General features: G+C 62.7%; 20 protein-coding genes and 1 pseudogene. 9 read left to right on the top strand and 12 right to left on the bottom strand.

Annotated elements, in window-relative coordinates; genetic code table 11:
* Nucleotides 1–11 precede the first annotated feature (11 nt).
* From Q6A48_RS09590 to Q6A48_RS09565, 6 genes are all read right to left on the bottom strand, one after another.
* The gene (locus Q6A48_RS09590; RefSeq protein WP_304553856.1) at nt 12–1,352 is read right to left on the bottom strand and encodes a sensor histidine kinase; all 1,341 of its coding nucleotides are present in this window, start codon (nt 1,350–1,352) and stop codon (nt 12–14) included.
* Nucleotides 1,353–1,418: 66 nt separating this feature from the next.
* Complete coding sequence (locus tag Q6A48_RS09585; RefSeq protein WP_304553854.1) at nt 1,419–1,856, bottom strand: Spy/CpxP family protein refolding chaperone; 438 nt, start codon at nt 1,854–1,856, stop codon at nt 1,419–1,421.
* A gap of 265 nt (nt 1,857–2,121) precedes the next feature.
* On the bottom strand, nt 2,122–2,799 hold the full coding sequence (locus Q6A48_RS09580) for a response regulator transcription factor (protein ID WP_304553853.1): 678 nt from the start codon (nt 2,797–2,799) through the stop codon (nt 2,122–2,124).
* A 7-nt stretch (nt 2,800–2,806) separates the two neighbouring features.
* Entirely contained in the window at nt 2,807–3,217 is a 411-nt protein-coding gene (locus tag Q6A48_RS09575) for an SH3 domain-containing protein (protein WP_304553852.1), read from the bottom strand.
* A gap of 107 nt (nt 3,218–3,324) precedes the next feature.
* Nucleotides 3,325–3,624: a YciI family protein gene (locus Q6A48_RS09570; protein ID WP_304553850.1), complete on the bottom strand. Its 300-nt coding sequence runs from the start codon at nt 3,622–3,624 to the stop codon at nt 3,325–3,327.
* 1 nt (nt 3,625) lies between these two features.
* On the bottom strand, nt 3,626–4,222 hold the full coding sequence (locus Q6A48_RS09565; RefSeq protein WP_304553848.1) for a septation protein A: 597 nt from the start codon (nt 4,220–4,222) through the stop codon (nt 3,626–3,628).
* A gap of 87 nt (nt 4,223–4,309) precedes the next feature.
* On the opposite strand from Q6A48_RS09565, the gene Q6A48_RS09560 reads away from it, so the two are divergent.
* The 5 genes from Q6A48_RS09560 to rluB all read left to right on the top strand — a co-directional run bounded on the left by Q6A48_RS09560 (nt 4,310) and on the right by rluB (nt 9,142).
* Entirely contained in the window at nt 4,310–5,173 is an 864-nt protein-coding gene (locus tag Q6A48_RS09560) for a PHP domain-containing protein (protein WP_304553846.1), read from the top strand.
* A 13-nt stretch (nt 5,174–5,186) separates the two neighbouring features.
* A complete protein-coding gene (locus Q6A48_RS09555; protein WP_042729509.1) occupies nt 5,187–5,816 on the top strand; it encodes an L-threonylcarbamoyladenylate synthase in 630 nt (209 codons plus the stop codon).
* Nucleotides 5,817–6,647 (top strand): segregation and condensation protein A, encoded by an 831-nt coding sequence (locus tag Q6A48_RS09550; RefSeq protein ID WP_501991674.1) that lies wholly within the window; start codon nt 5,817–5,819, stop codon nt 6,645–6,647.
* Nucleotides 6,648–6,658: 11 nt separating this feature from the next.
* Nucleotides 6,659–7,591, top strand: a complete 933-nt coding sequence (gene scpB / locus Q6A48_RS09545; RefSeq protein WP_304553843.1) for an SMC-Scp complex subunit ScpB — start codon at nt 6,659–6,661, stop codon at nt 7,589–7,591.
* A gap of 315 nt (nt 7,592–7,906) precedes the next feature.
* Complete coding sequence (gene rluB, locus Q6A48_RS09540) at nt 7,907–9,142, top strand: 23S rRNA pseudouridine(2605) synthase RluB (RefSeq protein WP_304553841.1); 1,236 nt, start codon at nt 7,907–7,909, stop codon at nt 9,140–9,142.
* Nucleotides 9,143–9,417: 275 nt separating this feature from the next.
* On the opposite strand, the gene Q6A48_RS09535 is transcribed toward rluB, so the two are convergent.
* Nucleotides 9,418–10,383 (bottom strand): M29 family metallopeptidase, encoded by a 966-nt coding sequence (locus Q6A48_RS09535; RefSeq protein ID WP_304553840.1) that lies wholly within the window; start codon nt 10,381–10,383, stop codon nt 9,418–9,420.
* An 89-nt stretch (nt 10,384–10,472) separates the two neighbouring features.
* Nucleotides 10,473–10,610, bottom strand: coding sequence for a hypothetical protein (locus Q6A48_RS09530; RefSeq protein WP_003178782.1), 138 nt, complete (start codon nt 10,608–10,610; stop codon nt 10,473–10,475).
* A 758-nt stretch (nt 10,611–11,368) separates the two neighbouring features.
* Here Q6A48_RS09530 and Q6A48_RS09525 point away from each other — a divergent pair.
* Both Q6A48_RS09525 and arfB read left to right on the top strand, forming a co-directional pair.
* Nucleotides 11,369–12,787, top strand: a complete 1,419-nt coding sequence (locus Q6A48_RS09525; RefSeq protein WP_304553823.1) for an amino acid permease — start codon at nt 11,369–11,371, stop codon at nt 12,785–12,787.
* A 220-nt stretch (nt 12,788–13,007) separates the two neighbouring features.
* Nucleotides 13,008–13,421 carry an alternative ribosome rescue aminoacyl-tRNA hydrolase ArfB gene (gene arfB, locus Q6A48_RS09520; RefSeq protein WP_304553821.1) on the top strand — a complete coding sequence of 138 codons (414 nt, stop codon included), beginning with the start codon at nt 13,008–13,010 and terminating at the stop codon, nt 13,419–13,421.
* Here the strand turns inward: arfB and Q6A48_RS09515 are convergent.
* The 3 genes from Q6A48_RS09515 to Q6A48_RS09505 all read right to left on the bottom strand — a co-directional run bounded on the left by Q6A48_RS09515 (nt 13,418) and on the right by Q6A48_RS09505 (nt 15,120).
* Complete coding sequence (locus Q6A48_RS09515) at nt 13,418–14,608, bottom strand: MFS transporter (protein ID WP_304553820.1); 1,191 nt, start codon at nt 14,606–14,608, stop codon at nt 13,418–13,420. The genes arfB and Q6A48_RS09515 overlap by 4 nt on opposite strands.
* A 101-nt stretch (nt 14,609–14,709) precedes the next feature.
* Entirely contained in the window at nt 14,710–14,940 is a 231-nt protein-coding gene (locus Q6A48_RS09510; RefSeq protein ID WP_304553818.1) for a hypothetical protein, read from the bottom strand.
* 36 nt (nt 14,941–14,976) lie between these two features.
* Nucleotides 14,977–15,120 (bottom strand): hypothetical protein, encoded by a 144-nt coding sequence (locus tag Q6A48_RS09505; RefSeq protein WP_304553816.1) that lies wholly within the window; start codon nt 15,118–15,120, stop codon nt 14,977–14,979.
* Between the two features lie 320 nt (nt 15,121–15,440).
* Here Q6A48_RS09505 and Q6A48_RS26035 point away from each other — a divergent pair.
* A pseudogene (locus tag Q6A48_RS26035) lies at nt 15,441–16,133 on the top strand (methyl-accepting chemotaxis protein); the annotation flags it as partial.
* A gap of 165 nt (nt 16,134–16,298) precedes the next feature.
* Nucleotides 16,299–17,066, top strand: coding sequence for a methyl-accepting chemotaxis protein (locus tag Q6A48_RS26030; RefSeq protein ID WP_369811680.1), 768 nt, complete (start codon nt 16,299–16,301; stop codon nt 17,064–17,066).
* Between the two features lie 87 nt (nt 17,067–17,153).
* Here Q6A48_RS26030 and Q6A48_RS09495 read toward each other — a convergent pair whose 3' ends face one another.
* Nucleotides 17,154–18,176, bottom strand: a complete 1,023-nt coding sequence (locus tag Q6A48_RS09495) for a transporter (protein WP_304553813.1) — start codon at nt 18,174–18,176, stop codon at nt 17,154–17,156.
* Nucleotides 18,177–18,428 lie beyond the last annotated feature (252 nt).

Here is an 18,428-nt window from a genome sequence, read left to right as displayed (position 1 = left end):
TTGAGTGCATGTCACGGCTGGACAACTGCCCCCGGCACCAACGGCAGTTCCAGCGTCGCGATAAATCCCCCGCCAGGATGATTACCCAGTACCAGCGCGCCGCCGTGGCGCTCGGCCGCACGCCGGGCGATGGCCAGGCCCAGGCCATGGCCGGCGGCGGTCTGTCCGGGTGCGCGGTAGAACGGTTCGCCCAACTGGCCCAGGTGTTCGGCCTCCACCCCCGGCCCATGGTCGCGCACGCTGATGACGATCCGCTCGCCCTGGCGCTGTGCGCGCATTTCGATCGGCTGCCCGATCGGGTTGAAGCGCTGGGCGTTGCGCAGCAGGTTGTCCACCGCCCGTTCGATCATGGTCGGCCAGCCCTTGAGGTTCAGGTTCGGCTCGGCATTGAGCTGCACGCTTTGCTCCGACGAAGCCAGCTGCGCATCTTTTTGCAGGGTGATCAGCAGGCTGTTCAGCTCGATTTCTTCGGCGCTGGCGTTGTCGGCATCGACCCGGGCCAGCACCAGGATCTCGCTGATCAACGCTTCCAGGCGGTCACATTCGCGGGTCAGGCGCGGCCAGAGTTTTTCGCGCTCTTGGGGGCTGGCCCGTTCCGCCAGTGCCAGGGCGATGCGCAAGCGCGCCAGGGGCGAACGCAGTTCGTGGGACACGTCGCGCAACAGTTGCCGCTGGCTGGCGATCAAGCTTTGCAGGCGGGCGCCCATGCGATTGAAATCGGTGGCCAGTACGCCGAACTCGTCCCGCCGGTTGGCCAGCTTGGCCAGGCTGTTCTGTTGATAAGTGGCCTGGCCCAGGTCGTGCACCGCACCACGCAGGCGACTGAGCGGGCGGGTGATGGAGAGGGTCACCAGCAGACTGAACAAGGTCAGCACCACCAGCGCGATCCCCAGGGCGCTGAGGGGCCAGAGCAGGCTTTCGCGGTGCCAGGCGTCCAGTTCGGGATGAGGAATGCGGTAGATGAACAGGTACGTGTCGCCGCTCTTGGCGCTGGTGAACTCGTCGGTCAGTCTTCGCCAGGGCAGGCGCCGGTCGTCGTTGTTCTGCCGGGCCTCGAACGCCGCGGCGCGGCGTGGAAAGGTGCCGCGCACCACCGGGTCGCCGCTTTCGTTGAGCACCTGGACATCGATGTGGTACTGGCGCTTGCGCTGTTGCAGGATCTCCTGGGCGGCGTCTTCGCCCTGGCTTTCGTAGGTCTGCGTCCATTCTTCGGCCAGGGTGTTGAGCCCCGGGTGGCGGCTGAGGATCCAGGCGTCCTGGTTCAACATGTGGCCCATGAGAATCGAAAGCCCGGCAACCAGGGCGATGGCCAGCCAGAAACTGGCCAGGATGCGCCAGAACAATGAACGCACGGTAAATCCTCGAAAACAAAGAAAGCCCAACGGCGGTTTGCCGTTGGGCTGGGTGACGTCAGCGCATTATTGCGCTTTTTGCGGCTGTTGCGCTTTCCAGGCCTTGAATTCGGCCCATTCGGCGCGACGCTCGGCCTGTTTCTTCTGGATCGCGTCGAACTCTTTCTGCTGTTCAGGCTTGAGCAGCCCGCGGATCTGGGCGTCGACTTTCTGATGGCGGGCCGCGATTTCGTCCTGCATGGCTTTCTGGTCGGCTGGCGACAGCTTGGCCAGGTACTTCTCCATCAGCTCGCGGCGTTCATGGCGCTGCTCGTCCATGATCTTGCGGATCTGCTGGCGCTGTTCACGGCTCAGGTCCAGTTGGCTGTACGGGCCTTTGTCGTGCATCTGGCCGCCGTGGCGCGGGCCGTCCATCGGCCCCATCGGGCCGGGACCTTCAGGCATGGCCATGGCCACGGTCGGCAGGGCGGCGGCGAACATCAGAGCGATAAGGGTCTTGCGCATGGTGTCTCTCCTTGTCTCATTCCCGGTCAGTTCCGGATGTGTGCAGATTACGGAGATCAAGGTCAGCGGCGGTCAGGGCTGGGTAAAGCTTGGGTAAAGACGTTCCGGTGCAGGGCTGACAAAACCGCAGGGGCGACAGATCCTGTGGGAGCAAGGCTTGCCCGCGATGAATACAACGCGGTCCCTGAGGAACCGAGGCGCTTGCATCGCGAGCAAGCTTTGCTCCCGCAGCCCATCCCTTTGCCAAAAGGAATCGGTGTCGTGTTCAGAGACTGTAGTAATAGCCACGGCTGCGCAGCGCCACGATGCGCGGGCGACCGTCGGGGTGGGGGCCGATTTTCTTGCGCAGGTTGCTGACATGCATATCGAGGCTGCGATCGTAGAGGGTCAGCTTGCGCCCCAGGGCGATCTGCGCCAGTTCTTGCTTGTCCAGCGGCTCGCCCGGTTGTTTGAGCAACGCTTCGAGCAGGCGGCTTTCGGACACGGTGAGGGTCTGTTCCTGCTCGTCGATGCTGACCACGCCACGCACCGGGCTGAAGGTCAGGTCGCCCAGTTCGATCTGGCTGGACACCGCCGTCGGGTGGCTGCGGCGCAACACGGCGCGCAGGCGGGCGGTGAGCTCTCGCGGGTCGCAGGGTTTGGCCAGGTAATCGTCGGCGCCCAGTTCCAGGCCAAGGATGCGGTCCAGCGGTTCGCCCCGGGCCGAGAGCATCACCACCGGCAGTTCCGGGTGATCGTTGCGCAATTGCTTGAGCAGTTCCAGGCCGCTGCCATCGGGCAGCATCACATCCAGCACGACCGCCGCGGGGGAGGTGTCGACCAGCGCCTTGCGGGCACTCTGGCCATCATGGCAGGCCCGGACCTGGAAACCTTCCTGGCCCAGCCAGCTCACCAGGAGCTCGCACAGCTCCTGGTCATCATCTATCAGTAACAGCTCGCTCATGACTCACTCAATTTAGCCATTGCCGACGTCGTCTACGTCCACCGCTGGCAAAGATACCGCAGAGCAGGGCCAATAGCGCTACCCCGGCGCCCACCACGAACCATTGCTGCTGTTCGGTCAACAGGCGTGGCAGGGGACTGGCCTGGGCTTCCTTGAGTTGCAGCTTCAGGCGCTGGTTCTCCTGGCGCAATCGGCCCAGCAAGGCACTTTCGCGCTCGCCGTCGGCGTTCTGCAGTTGTTTGCTCAGTTCTTCGCGCTGGCGCTCGCTGTCTTTCAAGCGTTGCTGCAATTCGGCGATCTGGCTGCCGGCGCTCAGGGACAAGGGCGCCGAATGACTGCCCTCGGTGCTTTCCTCGCCATGGGCGGGAGCCCCGATCGCCAACGTGACCCACAACAGGCACAACGGACCTTTGCGCATTGCAACTCCTGAATTCCAATCGAGATTGGACAGGTTGTCGGCAGGCAAACGAGAACAATGAGCAATTGAGCGCAATGAGCCGTGCAGGCTCATCGCGCCCAGGGGGATTACGGCATGGATTGCTTGAATGGCTTGACCACGACATTGGCGTAGACGCCCGCCGCCACGAAGGGGTCGGCCTCGGCCCAGGCCTGCGCCTCGGCCAGGGAATCGAACTCGAGCACCATCAGGCTGCCGCTGAACCCCGCGGCGCCCGGATCATCGCTGTCGACCGCCGGATGCGGGCCCGCCAGCACCACGCGGCCTTCGGCCTGGAGCTTTTGCAGGCGTTCCAGGTGCGCGGGGCGCGTGGCCAGGCGTTTTTCCAGGGAGTTGGCGACGTCGGTGGCAATGATTGCGTAGAGCATGTCAGTCCTCGGTTTTTGGCGTGGTGGTGTCGGTATCGTGCAGGTGACGAGACAGGTAGATGCCCTGGCCAATCAGGAACAACAGGGTCATGCCCAGGCTGCCGAAGACTTTGAAGTCGACCCAGTAATCCTGGAACGTGAACGCGACGAACAGGTTGGCTGCCCCGCAGAACAGGAAGAAGGCGATCCAGGCGATGTTCAAGCGGGTCCAGATCACCTCCGGCAGGCTCAGGGCATGGCCCATGATGCGCTTGATCAGCAGGCGGTCGCCGATGAAGTGGCTGCCGATGAAGGCCAGGGCGAACAGCCAGTTGACCACCGGGGCCTTCCATTTAAGGAAGGTCTCGCTGTGGAATGCCAGGGTCAGGCTGCCGAACACCAGGCAGGCGATCAGGGTCAGCCACTGGCTCTTCTCCAGTTTGCGCTGGGACACGAACAGCGCGCCGTACACCACCAGGGAACTGATGATCAGCACGGCGGTGGCGCTGTAGATACCGCCTACAGTCAAGGAATGACCGGCGATGTCGACGCTCCGGGGATCAAGTTTGTAGACGACGAAAAACAGCAGCAGCGGGATGAAATCGATGAATTGTTTCACAGTGGCAGCCAGGAGCGGGATGTGGCGGCATAATAACAAACATCCTTGGCCGCGATAGGGCCAGCTGATTTGAGGTAACAAACTCTCGTGAATGTCGATTTGCACTGCCACAGCACGGCCTCCGATGGCGCCCTGGCGCCTGCGATTCTGGTGGCGCGGGCGTTCGAGCACGGCGTGCGAGTCCTGGCCCTGACCGACCATGACACCCTCGAAGGCCTCGACGAGGCCCGTGGCGCCGCCACGGCGCTGGGCATGCAACTGGTCAATGGGGTCGAGTTGTCCTGTACCTGGGGCGGGGCGACCATTCACGTGCTGGGCTATGGTTTCGATGTGAATGCGCCGGCGCTGGTCCAGGCCATCGCGCAACTGCGTGACGGCCGTTGGCTGCGGGCCGAAGAAATCGGCCGCAAGCTGGCCCTCAAGGGCATGCCCGGTGCGCTGGAGGGCGCCCGGCAGATCCAGCAGGAACTGGGCGACAGCGGCAACGCCCCGGCCCGGCCGCACTTCGCCGACTGGATGGTGCGCGAAGGGTTCGTCAAGGACCGCGCCGAAGCGTTCCGCAAGTGGCTGGGTGCCGGCAAGCTGGGGGACGTCAAGCAGCACTGGCCGACCCTGGAGGAGACCGTCCAGACCCTGCGGGCGGCGGATGCCTGGGTCAGCCTGGCGCATCCTTGGCACTATGATTTCACTCGCAGCAAGCGCCGCCGGCTGGTGGCCGACTATATTCAAGCAGGGGGCCATGCCATCGAGGTGGTCAATGGCCACCAACCGGCCGAGCAGGTCGGCAGCCTGGCGATCCTGGCCCGTGAGTTCGGTCTGCTGGTGACCGCCGGAAGTGATTTCCATGGCCCTGGGGGCTGGTCCGAGATCGGCGAATATCGCCCGTTGCCGGAAGATCTGCCACCACTATGGTGTAGATTCAAACATGATCCCGTTACCGCCGCCGTCTGAACAGGTAGAACACGTGAGTCAATTTTTCCAGATTCATCCGGAAAACCCGCAACCGCGCCTGATCAAGCAGGCCGTCGAGATCATCCGTAGCGGCGGCGTGGTGGTCTATCCCACCGACTCGGCCTACGCCATCGGTTGCCAGATCGGCGACAAGAATGCCGTCGAGCGCGTCCGGCGCCTGCGCCAGCTCGACGACAAGCACAACTTTGCGCTGATCTGCAGCGACCTGTCCCAACTGGGCCTGTTCGCCAAGATCGACACCGGCACCTTCCGCCTGCTCAAGGCCCACCTGCCGGGGCCCTATACCTTCATTCTCAACGCCACGCGGGAAGTCCCGCGGCTGTTGCTGCACCCGAAGAAGCGCACCATCGGCCTGCGGGTGCCGAGCCACCCCATCGCCCTGGCGCTGCTGGCGGAGCTGGGTGAGCCGCTGATGAGCGTGACGCTGATCATGCCGGGTGACACCGAGCCGATGACCGATCCGTACGAGATTCGCCAGTTGCTCGAACACCAGGTCGAATTGATCATCGACGGCGGTTTCGGCGGCATGAAGGCGTCCACCGTGATCAACCTGGCCGACGGCGAGCCCCAGGTGGTGCGCGTCGGTTGCGGCGACCCGGCCCCGTTCATGGCCGAGGCCTGAATGTCCGCGGTGCAAACCCCTGTGGAAGGCGTCGACAGCCAGGCCGGTGCGCAGCAGGAGCTGCCGTTCGCCATGGTCTACGGCCAGGCGGTCATGGAAATGCCCCTGGACCTGTACATTCCGCCGGATGCGCTGGAAGTGTTCCTCGAGGCTTTCGAGGGGCCGCTCGACCTGCTGCTGTACCTGATCCGCAAACAGAACATCAACATCCTCGACATCCCGGTGGCGGAAATCACTCGCCAGTACATGGGCTATGTCGAGTTGATGCAGTCGGTGCGCCTGGAGCTGGCGGCCGAGTACCTGGTGATGGCGGCCATGCTCGCGGAGATCAAGTCGCGGATGCTGCTGCCGCGTTCGGCGGAGGTCGAGGATGAAGAGGATGACCCGCGCGCCGAGCTGATCCGGCGCTTGCAGGAATACGAACGCTTCAAGGTCGCGGCGGAAGGCATCGACGGCTTGAGCCGCGTCGGCCGAGATGTGGTGGTGCCCAAGCTCGATGCGCCCGAGGCGCGGGCGCGCAAGTTGTTGCCGGATGTCAGCCTGGAAGAGCTGTTGATGTCCATGGCGGAGGTCCTGCGCCGGGGCGACATGTTTGAAAGTCACCAGGTCAGCCGCGAAGCGTTGTCCACCCGCGAGCGCATGAGCGACGTGCTGGAACGGCTCAAGGGCGGCAGCTTCGTGCCGTTCGTCGAGCTGTTCACCGCCGAGGAAGGACGGCTGGGCGTGGTGGTGACGTTCATGGCGGTGTTGGAATTGGTCAAGGAATCCTTGGTCGAGCTGGTACAGAATGAGCCGTTCGCAGCGATCCACGTGCGGGCACGAGCCGAATAACGAGCAAATCAATGAATCTGACTGAACCCCGCGAGCTGGTCCCCTTGCTTGAAGCTTTCCTGTTGGCTTCGGGAAAGCCGCAATCGATGGAGCGCCTGTTCGAGCTTTTCGAGGAAGGCGAGCGACCTGAGCCGGCCGTGTTCAAGAAAGCCTTGGCGCTGCTGGGTAAATCCTGCGAAGGGCGGGCCTTCGAGCTCAAGGAAGTGGCGTCCGGTTATCGCCTGCAGATCCGTGAGAAGTTCGCCCCCTGGGTCGGGCGCCTGTGGGAAGAACGGCCGCAGCGCTATTCCCGGGCCATGCTCGAAACCATGGCGCTGATCGCCTATCGCCAGCCCATCACCCGTGGCGAGATCGAGGACGTGCGGGGCGTGGCGGTCAACAGCCACATCGTCAAGACGCTGCTCGAGCGTGAGTGGATCCGCGTGGTCGGCTATCGCGACGTGCCGGGCAAGCCGGCGATGTTCGCCACCACCAAGGCTTTCCTCGACCATTTCAACCTGAAGAACCTGGATGACCTGCCGCCCTTGGCCGAACTGCGCGAGATCGAGCCCGAGCCGGTGCTGGGGTTCGACGATGCACCGGTGCCCCAGCGCTTGCAGGACCTGGCCGATGCCAGCGTCGAGCCGCAAGAGCCCAAGGAAGAGACCAGTTTCCATTCGCTGTTGCTGGAACTGGACACCATGGAAGAAGGCCTGAAGACCGATTTCGACGACCTGCTGCGCGAAGGTCCGGCGCCCGTCGACGAGATGCCCGAGACTGACGTTGAACCGGCGGCCGAGGCCGAACCTGAAGACGACATCCTCGGCGTAGCCGAAGCCCGGGAAAAACTGCTGGCCGCCGTCGCCGCCCTCGAGCCGCCGGTGCCCGAACTGAGCGACGAAGAGGCTGAAGCCCGGGCGCTGGCCGAGGCGATCGAGAACGAACGGCGCCAGTGGGACGACTGACTCGCTGAAATATCGCGGACACGCCTCGATCCCCTGTGGGAGCGAGCTTGCTCGCGATAGCGGTGTGTCAGTCGACAGAAATATTGAATGCAAGGACGCCATCGCGAGCAAGCTCGCTCCCACAATGGATCTGCGGCGGTCATAGGCCTCACCGGTCGGCGGAAAAACCGCCGGGCGTGCATCGATCGGCTAGTCTCTGATGCGCAACCGCCTCAACAGGCGTATGATTCGCGACCCTTTGGCGATCCCTTCGCCATAGGCCCGTTTTCAAAGCGTCAGGCCACGCCTGGCCGACCACACCGGGAGGTGCCCAGAATGAAAGACCAAGACCAGAACGATAGCCAGGATATCCGTCCAGCCGGCGAGAAACTGCAAAAAGTCCTCGCTCGTATCGGCGTCGGTTCGCGCCGCGACGTGGAAACCTGGATCACCCAGGGCCGCATCAAGGTTAACGGCAAAGACGCCACCTTGGGCCTGCGCGTCGACATGCACGACGCGATCACCATTGATGGCAAGGTGATCAAGCGCGAAGAGGCCGCCGAAACGGTGCGCCGCGTGATCATGTACAACAAGCCCGACGGCGAGATCTGCACCCGTGACGACCCGGAAGGCCGTCCGACCGTGTTCGACAAGATGCCGCGTCCGAAGGAAGGCCGCTGGATCAACATCGGTCGCCTCGACATCAACACCACCGGCCTGCTGATGTTCACCACCGACGGTGAGCTGGCCAACCGCTTGATGCACCCGTCCTACGAGATGGACCGCGAATACGCCGTGCGTGTGCGCGGTGAAGTCGATGACGAGATGATCGAGCGCCTGAAGGCCGGCGTCGTGCTGGAAGACGGCCCGGCGCGTTTCACCGACATCAAGCAGGCGCCCGGCGGCGAAGGGTTCAACCATTGGTACCACTGCGTGGTGATGGAAGGCCGTAACCGTGAAGTGCGCCGCCTGTGGGAATCCCAGGGGTTGGTGGTCAGTCGCCTGAAACGCGTGCGTTTCGGCCCGGTGTTCCTCAACTCCGACCTGCCGATGGGCCGCTGGCGCGAAATGAGCCAGTACGAAGTTGACATCCTGGCCGCCGAAGTGGGCCTCGCGCCCGTGGCGATGCCGCAGATGACCGCCAAGAGCAAGGACAAGCTGGAGCGGATGCAGCGCAAGTCCTCGCGCCCGATGGCCAAGACCGAGCGCGTGCGTACCCTGCGTCCGCCTGTCGAGGGCGCGGCGCCTGGCCCACGTCCCTCGCGCGAGCCGCAGATCGAAGGCGAGCGCCCGGCCCGCAAGCCGGCGCCACGCCAGGACGGCGAACGCGGCCCACGCAGCCCGCGTCCGGCCAACGGTCGGACTGAGCGCGGCGAAGGCCGTGGCGCTCCCGCCGGGCGTGGCACGCCAGTCGCCGATCGCCCGGCCGACACCAAGCGTCCGGCCAAGCCGGCGCCGAAGAAACGCCCGGGCATTTCCCTGGTGGACCGTGATGCACCTTCGGACAAGCGTCGTGGCGCGCCGGCCGGTTCGGGCCAGCGTCCGGGGTTTGGGCGTCGCAAGCCGGAGTGAGGCAGCTGTGAGTTTCTAGCTGCAAGCTGCAAGAAAAAACGCCAACCGTTGGGTTGGCGTTTTTTTGTCTGGCTTTAATGGATGCGGTGTTGGTGAGTCCGCCTTCGCGAGCAGGCTCGCTCCCACAATGGAGCCGCGCCGAACAGCTACCGCCCATTCACTGAAGATCAACTGTGGGAGCGAGCCTGCTCGCGAAGAGGCCGGTGATCCCACTCGCTATCGGAAGGTTACCCATCTCTTTCTTGCCGCTTGAAGCTCGCAACTTGAAGCTGCCTCTAAAGCACAAACCGCCCATCGAACACCGGCTCATTGTCCAGCGCCAACAATCCCTTCTCGAAGATCAGGTCCAGGTGATGGCTGCCCTTGGCCCCGCCGCCCAGCCCCAGGTGCAGGCCGCAATGGCGTTCTTCGAAGCCGGCGTTGCGGGCGTACAGGCTCTTGACCCCTTCGTTGGTGCCGATCCCCAGTTCCTCGATGCGTCGGTTCGACGGATTGGCGTCCAGGTATTTGTTGAAGTCGTGTTCCAGGCCCGGCACGTCGGTGGCGATTTTCTGGATGGTGGAGTCTTCGATCCACAACTCCAGCGGCGATTGCAGCACGCCGTACTTGCGTGCAAACGGGATGGTGCTGAGGAACGTGCCGACGAATTTGACCCGGCCATTGATCGTGTCGCTATGGGTGGCGATTTCACCGGGGGCCAGGTCATAGTTGCCGACGCCGTTGATGTCGGTCCATTTCTTCACGCTGTCGAGGGGCGTGTCGAAATATGAACCGTGCTCATCCTGGAAACTCAAGGTCGTGGCCTGGGACATGCGCCGGATCAGGTGGCTGTTGAGCCCGGCGATCCGCTGGGGGATGACACTGAAGGTGTCGTAGAAATAATCGCCGTAGTCCTTGAACAGCAGCGATTTCTTCCAGTTGTCCGCCATCACCCCTTGCAGGGCGCGAACGAAGTCCGGGCCGTCCGGGCGAGGATGGGGCAGGGTGGAGGAATCGTAGAAGAAAATGTACAGGTCGCTGTCGGCAATGGCCTTGGACAGGCGCTCCGTGGATTCGAGGTCCAGGCGCATGGCGCTGAACCGGAAGGGCGAACCGCTGCCAGCCTGTTCGGCGATGGCGCCGGTCAGTGCCTCGTAGTCGGCGGTATGGCCCAGCAGTACCTTGGCGGGCTGGATGCCGGCCAGGGCGGGATGGTGTTCGAGGTAGTAAAGGAAATGTGAGATGGCTCGTTGTGTGTCCATGCTTGTTCTTCCCTGACAAATGGTTGGCTTCCCTGACAACGGCAAAAGTGGCGGAGTCGACCGGCCGGACCGACCCCGCCGGGCTGTGCCTACAGAGGCCACATCGCCGTGCCGAACGGAACGACCGCGTCGGCTTGCATCATTTCAACAGCGGCTTCATGGGTTGGCGCTTCAAACCATTCGTCCAGTTGCAGTTCGGTTTCCAAGTCTTTGTCCAGTGCTTGCATAGTGAATCTCCTAGAGGACTTTTACGGAAATGAGCGGGCCGGTTGGCGAGTGGAAAACTGGCCGGAAACGATCCCGCAAAACTTGTCGGCACGATGCCTGGGCAAGTCGGTGAAAACCTAGTCGAGGGTTTTTTGGAATGCAAAAAATAATTTTTATTTTTTCAGATGAACTTTTTGTTCCATTTCTGGCGGGATTTTTTGCTCATGAAAAACAAATGGCTGTGGGGTTTATTCATTAGCTAGCTTCCTACCGTCAATTTCCAGACGGATGACAGAAAATTCCTACATGGAAAAAACCCGTTACGCGTCGTAAAGAAATATTTACGAAACCCGGCGAGCGATTCGACCTCAGGCGCACCTCCCGGCAGATGTAAGAAAAAGCTTCCAATAGAGCCCTCAAACGGTGTTTTTCGAGGCGATGGAGCGGCTTGTATCCGCCTTCTGGTCAGGTTCAGATGCCTGCCATGCCTTGGGAGGGTGTCTGGCGGCAAAAGGTCGGCGGTGTACAATGCGCCGCGTTTTACTGTGACCCTTCGCGTACCCACGCACCCTCAAGGCTATCCGCCTTGCTCATTCCGCCACGTCACAAGCGTGTCGGGTTCGATTTCGTCACAGATAAAAACAAACAGGTGACGCATGACTGTTGTAAATACGCTGAATTCCTGGTGCCTGCGCTGGGGTTTGATGGGCGCTGCTTGAAATCCATTTGAGCGGCAACGTCCTACGAACATCATCAAACCTTGCGTGAGACCCTTTTCATGAGTGGACCAAACTCGCATTCAGGCGAGCTGAAACGCGGCCTGAAAAATCGCCACATCCAATTGATCGCCCTCGGCGGCGCCATCGGTACCGGGCTGTTCCTGGGGTCGGCGGGGGTGCTGAAGTCGGCCGGCCCGTCGATGATCCTCGGCTACGCCATCTGCGGCTTCATCGCCTTCATGATCATGCGCCAGCTGGGCGAAATGATCGTCGAAGAGCCGGTGGCCGGGTCCTTCAGTCACTTTGCCCACAAGTACTGGGGCGGTTTCGCCGGCTTCCTGTCCGGTTGGAACTGCTGGATTCTCTACATCCTGGTGGGCATGTCCGAGCTGACCGCCGTGGGCAAGTACATTCACTACTGGGCACCGGACATCCCGACCTGGGCCTCGGCGGCGGCGTTCTTCATCCTGATCAACGCCATCAACCTGGCCAACGTCAAAGTCTTCGGTGAAGCCGAGTTCTGGTTCGCGATCATCAAGGTCGTGGCGATTGTTGGCATGATCGCCCTGGGCAGCTACCTGCTGGTCAGCGGCCATGGCGGGCCGCAGGCGTCGGTGACCAACCTGTGGTCACACGGTGGTTTCTTCCCCAATGGCGTCAGCGGCCTGGTCATGGCCATGGCGATCATCATGTTTTCCTTCGGTGGCCTGGAAATGCTCGGCTTCACCGCCGCCGAGGCCGACAAGCCGAAGACCGTGATTCCCAAGGCCATCAACCAGGTGATCTACCGGATCCTGATTTTCTACATCGGCGCCCTGGTGGTGCTGTTGTCCCTGACTCCATGGGACAGCTTGCTGAACACCCTCAATGCCTCCGGCGACGCCTACAGCGGCAGCCCGTTCGTGCAGGTGTTCTCGATGCTGGGCAGCAACACGGCCGCGCACATCCTCAACTTCGTGGTCCTGACCGCTGCATTGTCGGTGTACAACAGCGGCACCTACTGCAACAGCCGCATGCTGCTGGGCATGGCCGAGCAGGGCGATGCGCCGCGGGCCCTGGCCAAGATCGACAAGCGCGGCGTGCCGGTCCGCTCGATCCTGGCCTCGGCCGCGATCACGCTGGTGGCGGTGCTGTTGAACTACCTGATCCCGCAGCATGCGCTGGAGCTGCTGATGTCGCTGGTGGTCGCGACCCTGGTGATCAACTGGGCGATGATCAGCTACTCGCACTTCAAGTTCCGCCAGCACATGAACCAGACCGGCCAGGTGCCGTTGTTCAAGGCGCTGTGGTATCCCTACGGCAACTACCTCTGCCTGGGGTTCGTGGTGTTCATCCTCGGCGTGATGTTGCTGATCCCCGGCATCCAGGTCTCGGTGTACGCGATCCCGGTGTGGCTGGCGTTCATGGCGGTGTGCTACGTGATCAAGAACAAGCGCAGTGCACGGCAGGAACTGGCCGTGGCGGCAGCTGCCAAGTAAGCCCTGTTGGACTACGACAACCCGGCCGAGTGCCGGGTTTGTCGTATTTCAGGCAAGACAGTATTCCTCTGTGGGAGCGAGCTTGCTCGCGATGGCGGCTCCACAGCCAATATCTTAACGACTGACACACCGCTATCGCGAACAGGCTCGCTCCCACAGGGAATGGGGGTTGTGCAGGGATTCGCGGTATCCTGTGGGGCCTGATAGCGGACCCTTTCCCATGCTGGCGATTTCCAACACTGTGCACATCCCGGACGCCGAGATCGAGCTGACGGCCATCCGCGCCCAGGGGGCCGGGGGGCAAAACGTCAACAAGGTGTCCAGCGCCGTGCACCTGCGCTTCGATATCCCGGCCTCGTCATTGCCCGAGTTCTACAAGGAGCGCTTGCTGGCCCTGCGTGACAGTCGCATCACCGGCGACGGCGTGTTGATCATCAAGGCCCAGCAGTACCGCACCCAGGAACAGAATCGGGCCGACGCCCTGGAGCGCCTGGTCGAGCTGATCCAGGGCGCCACCAAGGTCGAGAAGAAGCGTCGCCCGACCAAGCCGACCCTGGGCTCGAAAAAGCGCCGCCTGGAGTCCAAGACCAAGCGCGGCTCGATCAAGGCGGGGCGCGGCAAGGTGGATTTCTAGCGCGCCTCGCGGGACTTCGGCGCCTGGCGGTACAGGTACACGCTCAACGCCAATCCGCCCAAGGCTGCCAAGGCCGCGAACAGGAAGATCGAGGCGAAGCCGAAGCCTGCGGCAATCGCGCCGGCCAGCGGCCCGGTGATGCCCAGGGAAAGATCGATGAACAGGGAATAGGCCCCCACCGCCGCGCCGCGACTGGATGCGGGCACCAGGTTGACCGCCTCCACGCCCAGCGCCGGGAACACCAGGGAAAAGCCGAAACCGCTCAACGCCGCGCCCGCCAGGGCCCAATGGGCATCGGGCGCCAGCCACAGCAGCAACAGGCCGAGCACTTCCACCGACAGGCAGGCGATCGCCACGCGAAAGCCACCCAGGCGGTTGATCAGGTTGCCGAACAGCAACCGCGCGCCGATGAAGCTGGCGCCGAACAGGCTCAGGCACAGCACGGCGTTTTCCCAGTGCTGGGTGGCGTAGTACAGGGTGATGAAGGTGGCGATGGTGCCGAAGCCGATGGAACCCAGGGCCAGGCCGCAGCCATGAGGCAGGACGCGCCCCAGCACGTGCATGAACGGCAAGCGCTCGCCGGCGACGATGGGCGCGGCCAGTTTCGGCCAGGCCAGCGCGAGGCCCAACGAGGCCAGCAGGATGATGCCGGCACCCATGCTCCACAGCCCCAGCGTATTCACCAGCCACACCCCCAGCGGTGCGCCGATCGCCAGTGCACCGTAGCTGGCGATGCCGTTCCAGGAAATGACCTTGGCGGTGTTCGCCGCGCCAACCCGGCCGATGCCCCAGCCGATGGAGCCCGAGCCAACGAGGCTTTCCGCGCTGCCCAGCACCAGGCGGCCGATGAATAGGCTGGCCAGGCTGAGCATCGGCAGGCTCGGCGTCCAGGCCGACACCAGCATGAACACACCACTCAGGCCGCAGCCGGCGAGGCCGATCATGACCGCCCGCTTGCTCCCCAGGTTATCGATGATCCTGCCCGCATAGGGGCGGCTGAGCAGGGTAGCGAGGTACTGGACGCTGATCACCAGCCCGGCGATGACCGCGCCGAAACCCAGCTCGCCATGGACGTACCCGGGCAGTACGGCCAGTGGAATACCGACATTCAGGTAGCCAATGAACGTGAACAGGACGATGGAAACAACTTGCAGCGTGACCGCCAAGGGGCGCTGGGAATCTGGCATGGGGAAGGGTCCGCGGAGCAGCAGTAATAGATAGGCTGCTTATGATAACGGCGACCGTGGGGCAAGGCGTGGAAAAGTAAAACTATTTGCCGAACGGCGGCTCAGTCAGTGGCTTGTCCGCTGACCAGGTGGCTGGTGACCAGGGCGGCCAGGGCGTTTTCCTCGGTCCCGAAACGGGCCAGCAGCGTGGCTTGTTTCTCGGGCGACAGGCGAGTCCAGATCTCGACCATTTTCTCGGCCGTGCCGATCAGGACGCTGGCCTGGGCTTCGTTGAAGGGGGAGGTGTCATCGGTCATCGGGGGCTCGGCATTCAGGCAGTGTGGAAAGCGCATCTTAGCGCTTTCCACACGGTCTGGTTACGCGGTGGGTCAGTCTTCGCTGTCGGCCTGGCGGCGTTCAGTGGCTTCTTTCGGTTCGGGTTGTCGGGCGTTTGCCTGCCCCCCGGCTTGTAGCGTGGACGTCTGCTCAGTGTTGTGCAGGCTTGGGAAGGGGAGATTGGGAATCTCGTGCATATCGCGCTCCTCGCAAGGTCTGTGGGGTAGATCTGGTAGATCCGCGCTTTAACAAAGCAGGCGCAGGATACCCCAAGAGAAATGACAAACAGACTTTTAAATCCCGCCGGGGCGACAAAAGGGGTTGTCTGGACAGGTCATGGACAGTGCCGGCCGGTGGTGACTGCGGGCCGGATTACCGATCGTCGAACCGGCTCAAGAAGGCCTGCCCAGGGCCGATGGGTTAGGTATCGCCCGCATTTGATTGCGACGCTGAACAGGGAAGTCCGTTCGTACCGTGACGCGTGTCGCCTCCTTTTCATAGCCGTGAGACTTCTCCCATGTTTCTACAAAAATCCTTGCGTGCGCAGATTCTTGCCCTGCTCGGTGCCAGCTTGCTGGCCATGCTGTTGATTGCCCTGGCCTCGTTTCATTTCCTTTCCCAAGGCGTGCAGAACTATCGCAGCCTGATCGACGGTCCGTTGCGCGCTTCGCAATTGATCGACGAGGCCAACCTGCAATTCAAGGTGCAAGTCCAGGAATGGAAGAACGTCCTGCTGCGTGGCAAGCAGCCGGCGGACCGGGACAAGTACTGGGCGCAGTTCGAGGAGCGCCAGCGCGATGTCCAGGACATCCTGGGCCGGCTGGTCGGCCAAAAAGACCTTTCCGCCTCGTTCAGGGCTCGCATCGAACGCCTGCGCGACGAGCACCGCCAGTTGGGCGCCGCTTACCAGAAAGGGCGCGATGCCTTCGTGGCCGCCGGTGGCGATGCCACGGCGGGCGACTCGGCGGTCAAGGGCGTCGACCGCGCGACCAGTGAGCAAATGAGCGAACTGGTGCTGGACCTGCATAAGCAGGGCGACGAGCAATCGCTGCTGATCAGTGCCGGTGCCGATCGCACGATCCTGTCGGGCATCGCGATCATGCTGGTGTCGGGCCTGGTGATCGGGTTGCTCAGCCTGTGGCTGGTCAATCGCAACCTGGTGCAGCCGATCCGCAGCCTTATCCAATATGTCACCCAACTGAGCCGCGGGCGTTTCGCCGATCGGGTGGTGAGCCATCGCCGGGACGAATTGGGTGACCTGGCTCTCGCGGCCAATACCCTGCGGGATTTCCTCGCCGAAACCTTCACCCGCCTGCAACGCAGCGCCACTGAGCTGGACAGCGCCAGCGGTGAACTCAATGCCATCGCCAGCCTGATGAGCCAGGGCACCCACGAACAGTTCGAACGGACTGACCAGGTGGCGACGGCGATGAACGAAATGTCCGCCACGGCCCAGGAAGTCGCGCGCCATGCCGCCGACGCGGCGCGGGCGGCCGATGACGCCGACCACTCGGCCCAACAGGGCGAGAAAGTCATGCAGGGGACCATCCACACCATCACCCGGATGCGCGGTGAAATCGCCAACACGGCCACGGTGATTCGCCGCCTGGAAACCGACAGCGGTCGTATCGGCAAGGTGCTGGAAGTGATCCGCGGGATCGCCGAACAGACCAACCTGCTGGCCCTCAACGCCGCCATCGAAGCCGCCCGGGCCGGCGAGGCAGGGCGCGGGTTCGCCGTGGTGGCCGATGAAGTGCGCAGTCTGGCCCAGCGCACGGCTTCGTCCATCATCGAGATCAACCAGATCATCCAGACCGTGCAAACCGGCGCGGTGGACGCGGCCCAGGCCATCGAGAGCGGTCAGTCGCGCAGCGAAGAGAGCGTGGAGCAAGTGACCCAGGCCGGCGCGATGCTCGAACGCATCACCCAGGCTGTCGAAGCGATCCGCGACATGAACCGCCAGATCGCCACGGCGGCGGAGGAGCAGACGTCGGTGGCCGAGGACATTTCGCGCAACCTGACCGAAATCACCTGCATCGCCAGCACCAACCAGGAGAACGTGCAACGCACCGAAGCGGCCAGTCGCGACCTGCACGGCTTGTCGGGGCAGTTGAATGAAGTGACGGCGCGCTTGAGCGCCTGATACCAGGCGAAGGGACTGATCGTTGAACCTGTGGCGAGGCAGAAAGCTGCCTCGCCACGAACATTCTGTTTTCCAGCGAACCTTGGCTCAATAATCGCGCCGCTTGCGAAACGCCCAGCGGCCGGCAATCAGGGTGAAGGTCGCCACCAGTGCCACGAGGATCCAGAAGCCCTCGGGGTCGGTGGCCAAGGGCACGCCGCCAACGTTCATGCCGAAGAACCCGGCAATGATGTTGATGGGCAAGGCCAGCACCGTGACCACCGTCAGGGTGAACAGGGTGCGGTTGCTTTGTTCGTTGAGGTTGGCGGCGATTTCTTCCTGCAACAGCTTGATCCGTTCGCCCAGCGCGGTCAGGTCGTTGATGATCAGGGCGAATTCCTCAGTGGATTTGCGCAGCTCCTTGACGTCTTCTTTCTGCAACCATTGCGGCGGACGGTTGAGCAGGCGCAGCAGCGAGCCCGGCTCCAGCGCCAGCAACCGTTGCAGGCGCACCAGCACGCGGCGCTGGCTGCCCAGCTCGGCGCGGTTGGTGGACAGCCGCGAAGAGAGCAATTGGTCTTCGATCTGATCGACGCTGAGGCTGGTCTTGCGCACGATCTGGGTCAGCACCTCGCCCTGGTCGCGCAGCAGGTGCACGAGCAATTCCAACGGCGAGCGAAAGCATTCGCCGGCCTTGACCGACGAGCGCAACTTATCGACCGAGTGCAACGGTTGCAGGCGCGCACTGACGATCAACCGACTGTGGACGCACACCCACAACGTGGAGACGTCCGAGGACACCAGGTTGCTCAGGTTGAACACCACATCGTTGACCACCGCCAGCAGTGCTGAATCCACGTGTTCGATGCGGGTCGAGCGCGAGCCTTCGTGCAAGGCTTCGAAGAATTCCTGCGGCAACGCCAGGTGACTTTTCATCCAGCGTTCGCACGCGGCATGGGCCAGGTTCAGGTGCAGCCAGAGAAACTCATCGGCGTTTTGCGGTTGTTGCAGGCTTCGCAGGGCTTGGGCCGAATCGATTTCCTGCCCTCGCTCGCCGGGGCGGAAACGAAACCCGTAGAGCAGGCCGAACAGGTCCGGATCGCGGTGGCTTTGATCGATGCTGTGATTCATGAAGGCTCGCTGGCGGCAAGTGCCTGTCGCGGCTACAGGTTCACTTGGGTGGCATCATCGCAAGCTTTCTTGATGCTTTTGTGACAGGTGTGGGTGGCGGCCGGGTTTCTTCCAGGCAAAAAAAAGGTTCTTCACGGAATCCCGGGAAACACAGAAACAAGAACGCCGATTTGGTTGATGATGTTCGTGCGAGCAAACACATCTAACAAACCGGCGTTCTTATGCGCGATATTAATACTTTCCTTCCTTTTT

Source organism: Pseudomonas citrullilanati (genome assembly GCF_030580855.1).
Lineage (GTDB): Bacteria > Pseudomonadota > Gammaproteobacteria > Pseudomonadales > Pseudomonadaceae > Aquipseudomonas > Aquipseudomonas citrulli.
This window is presented reverse-complemented; position numbering and strand designations above follow the sequence as displayed.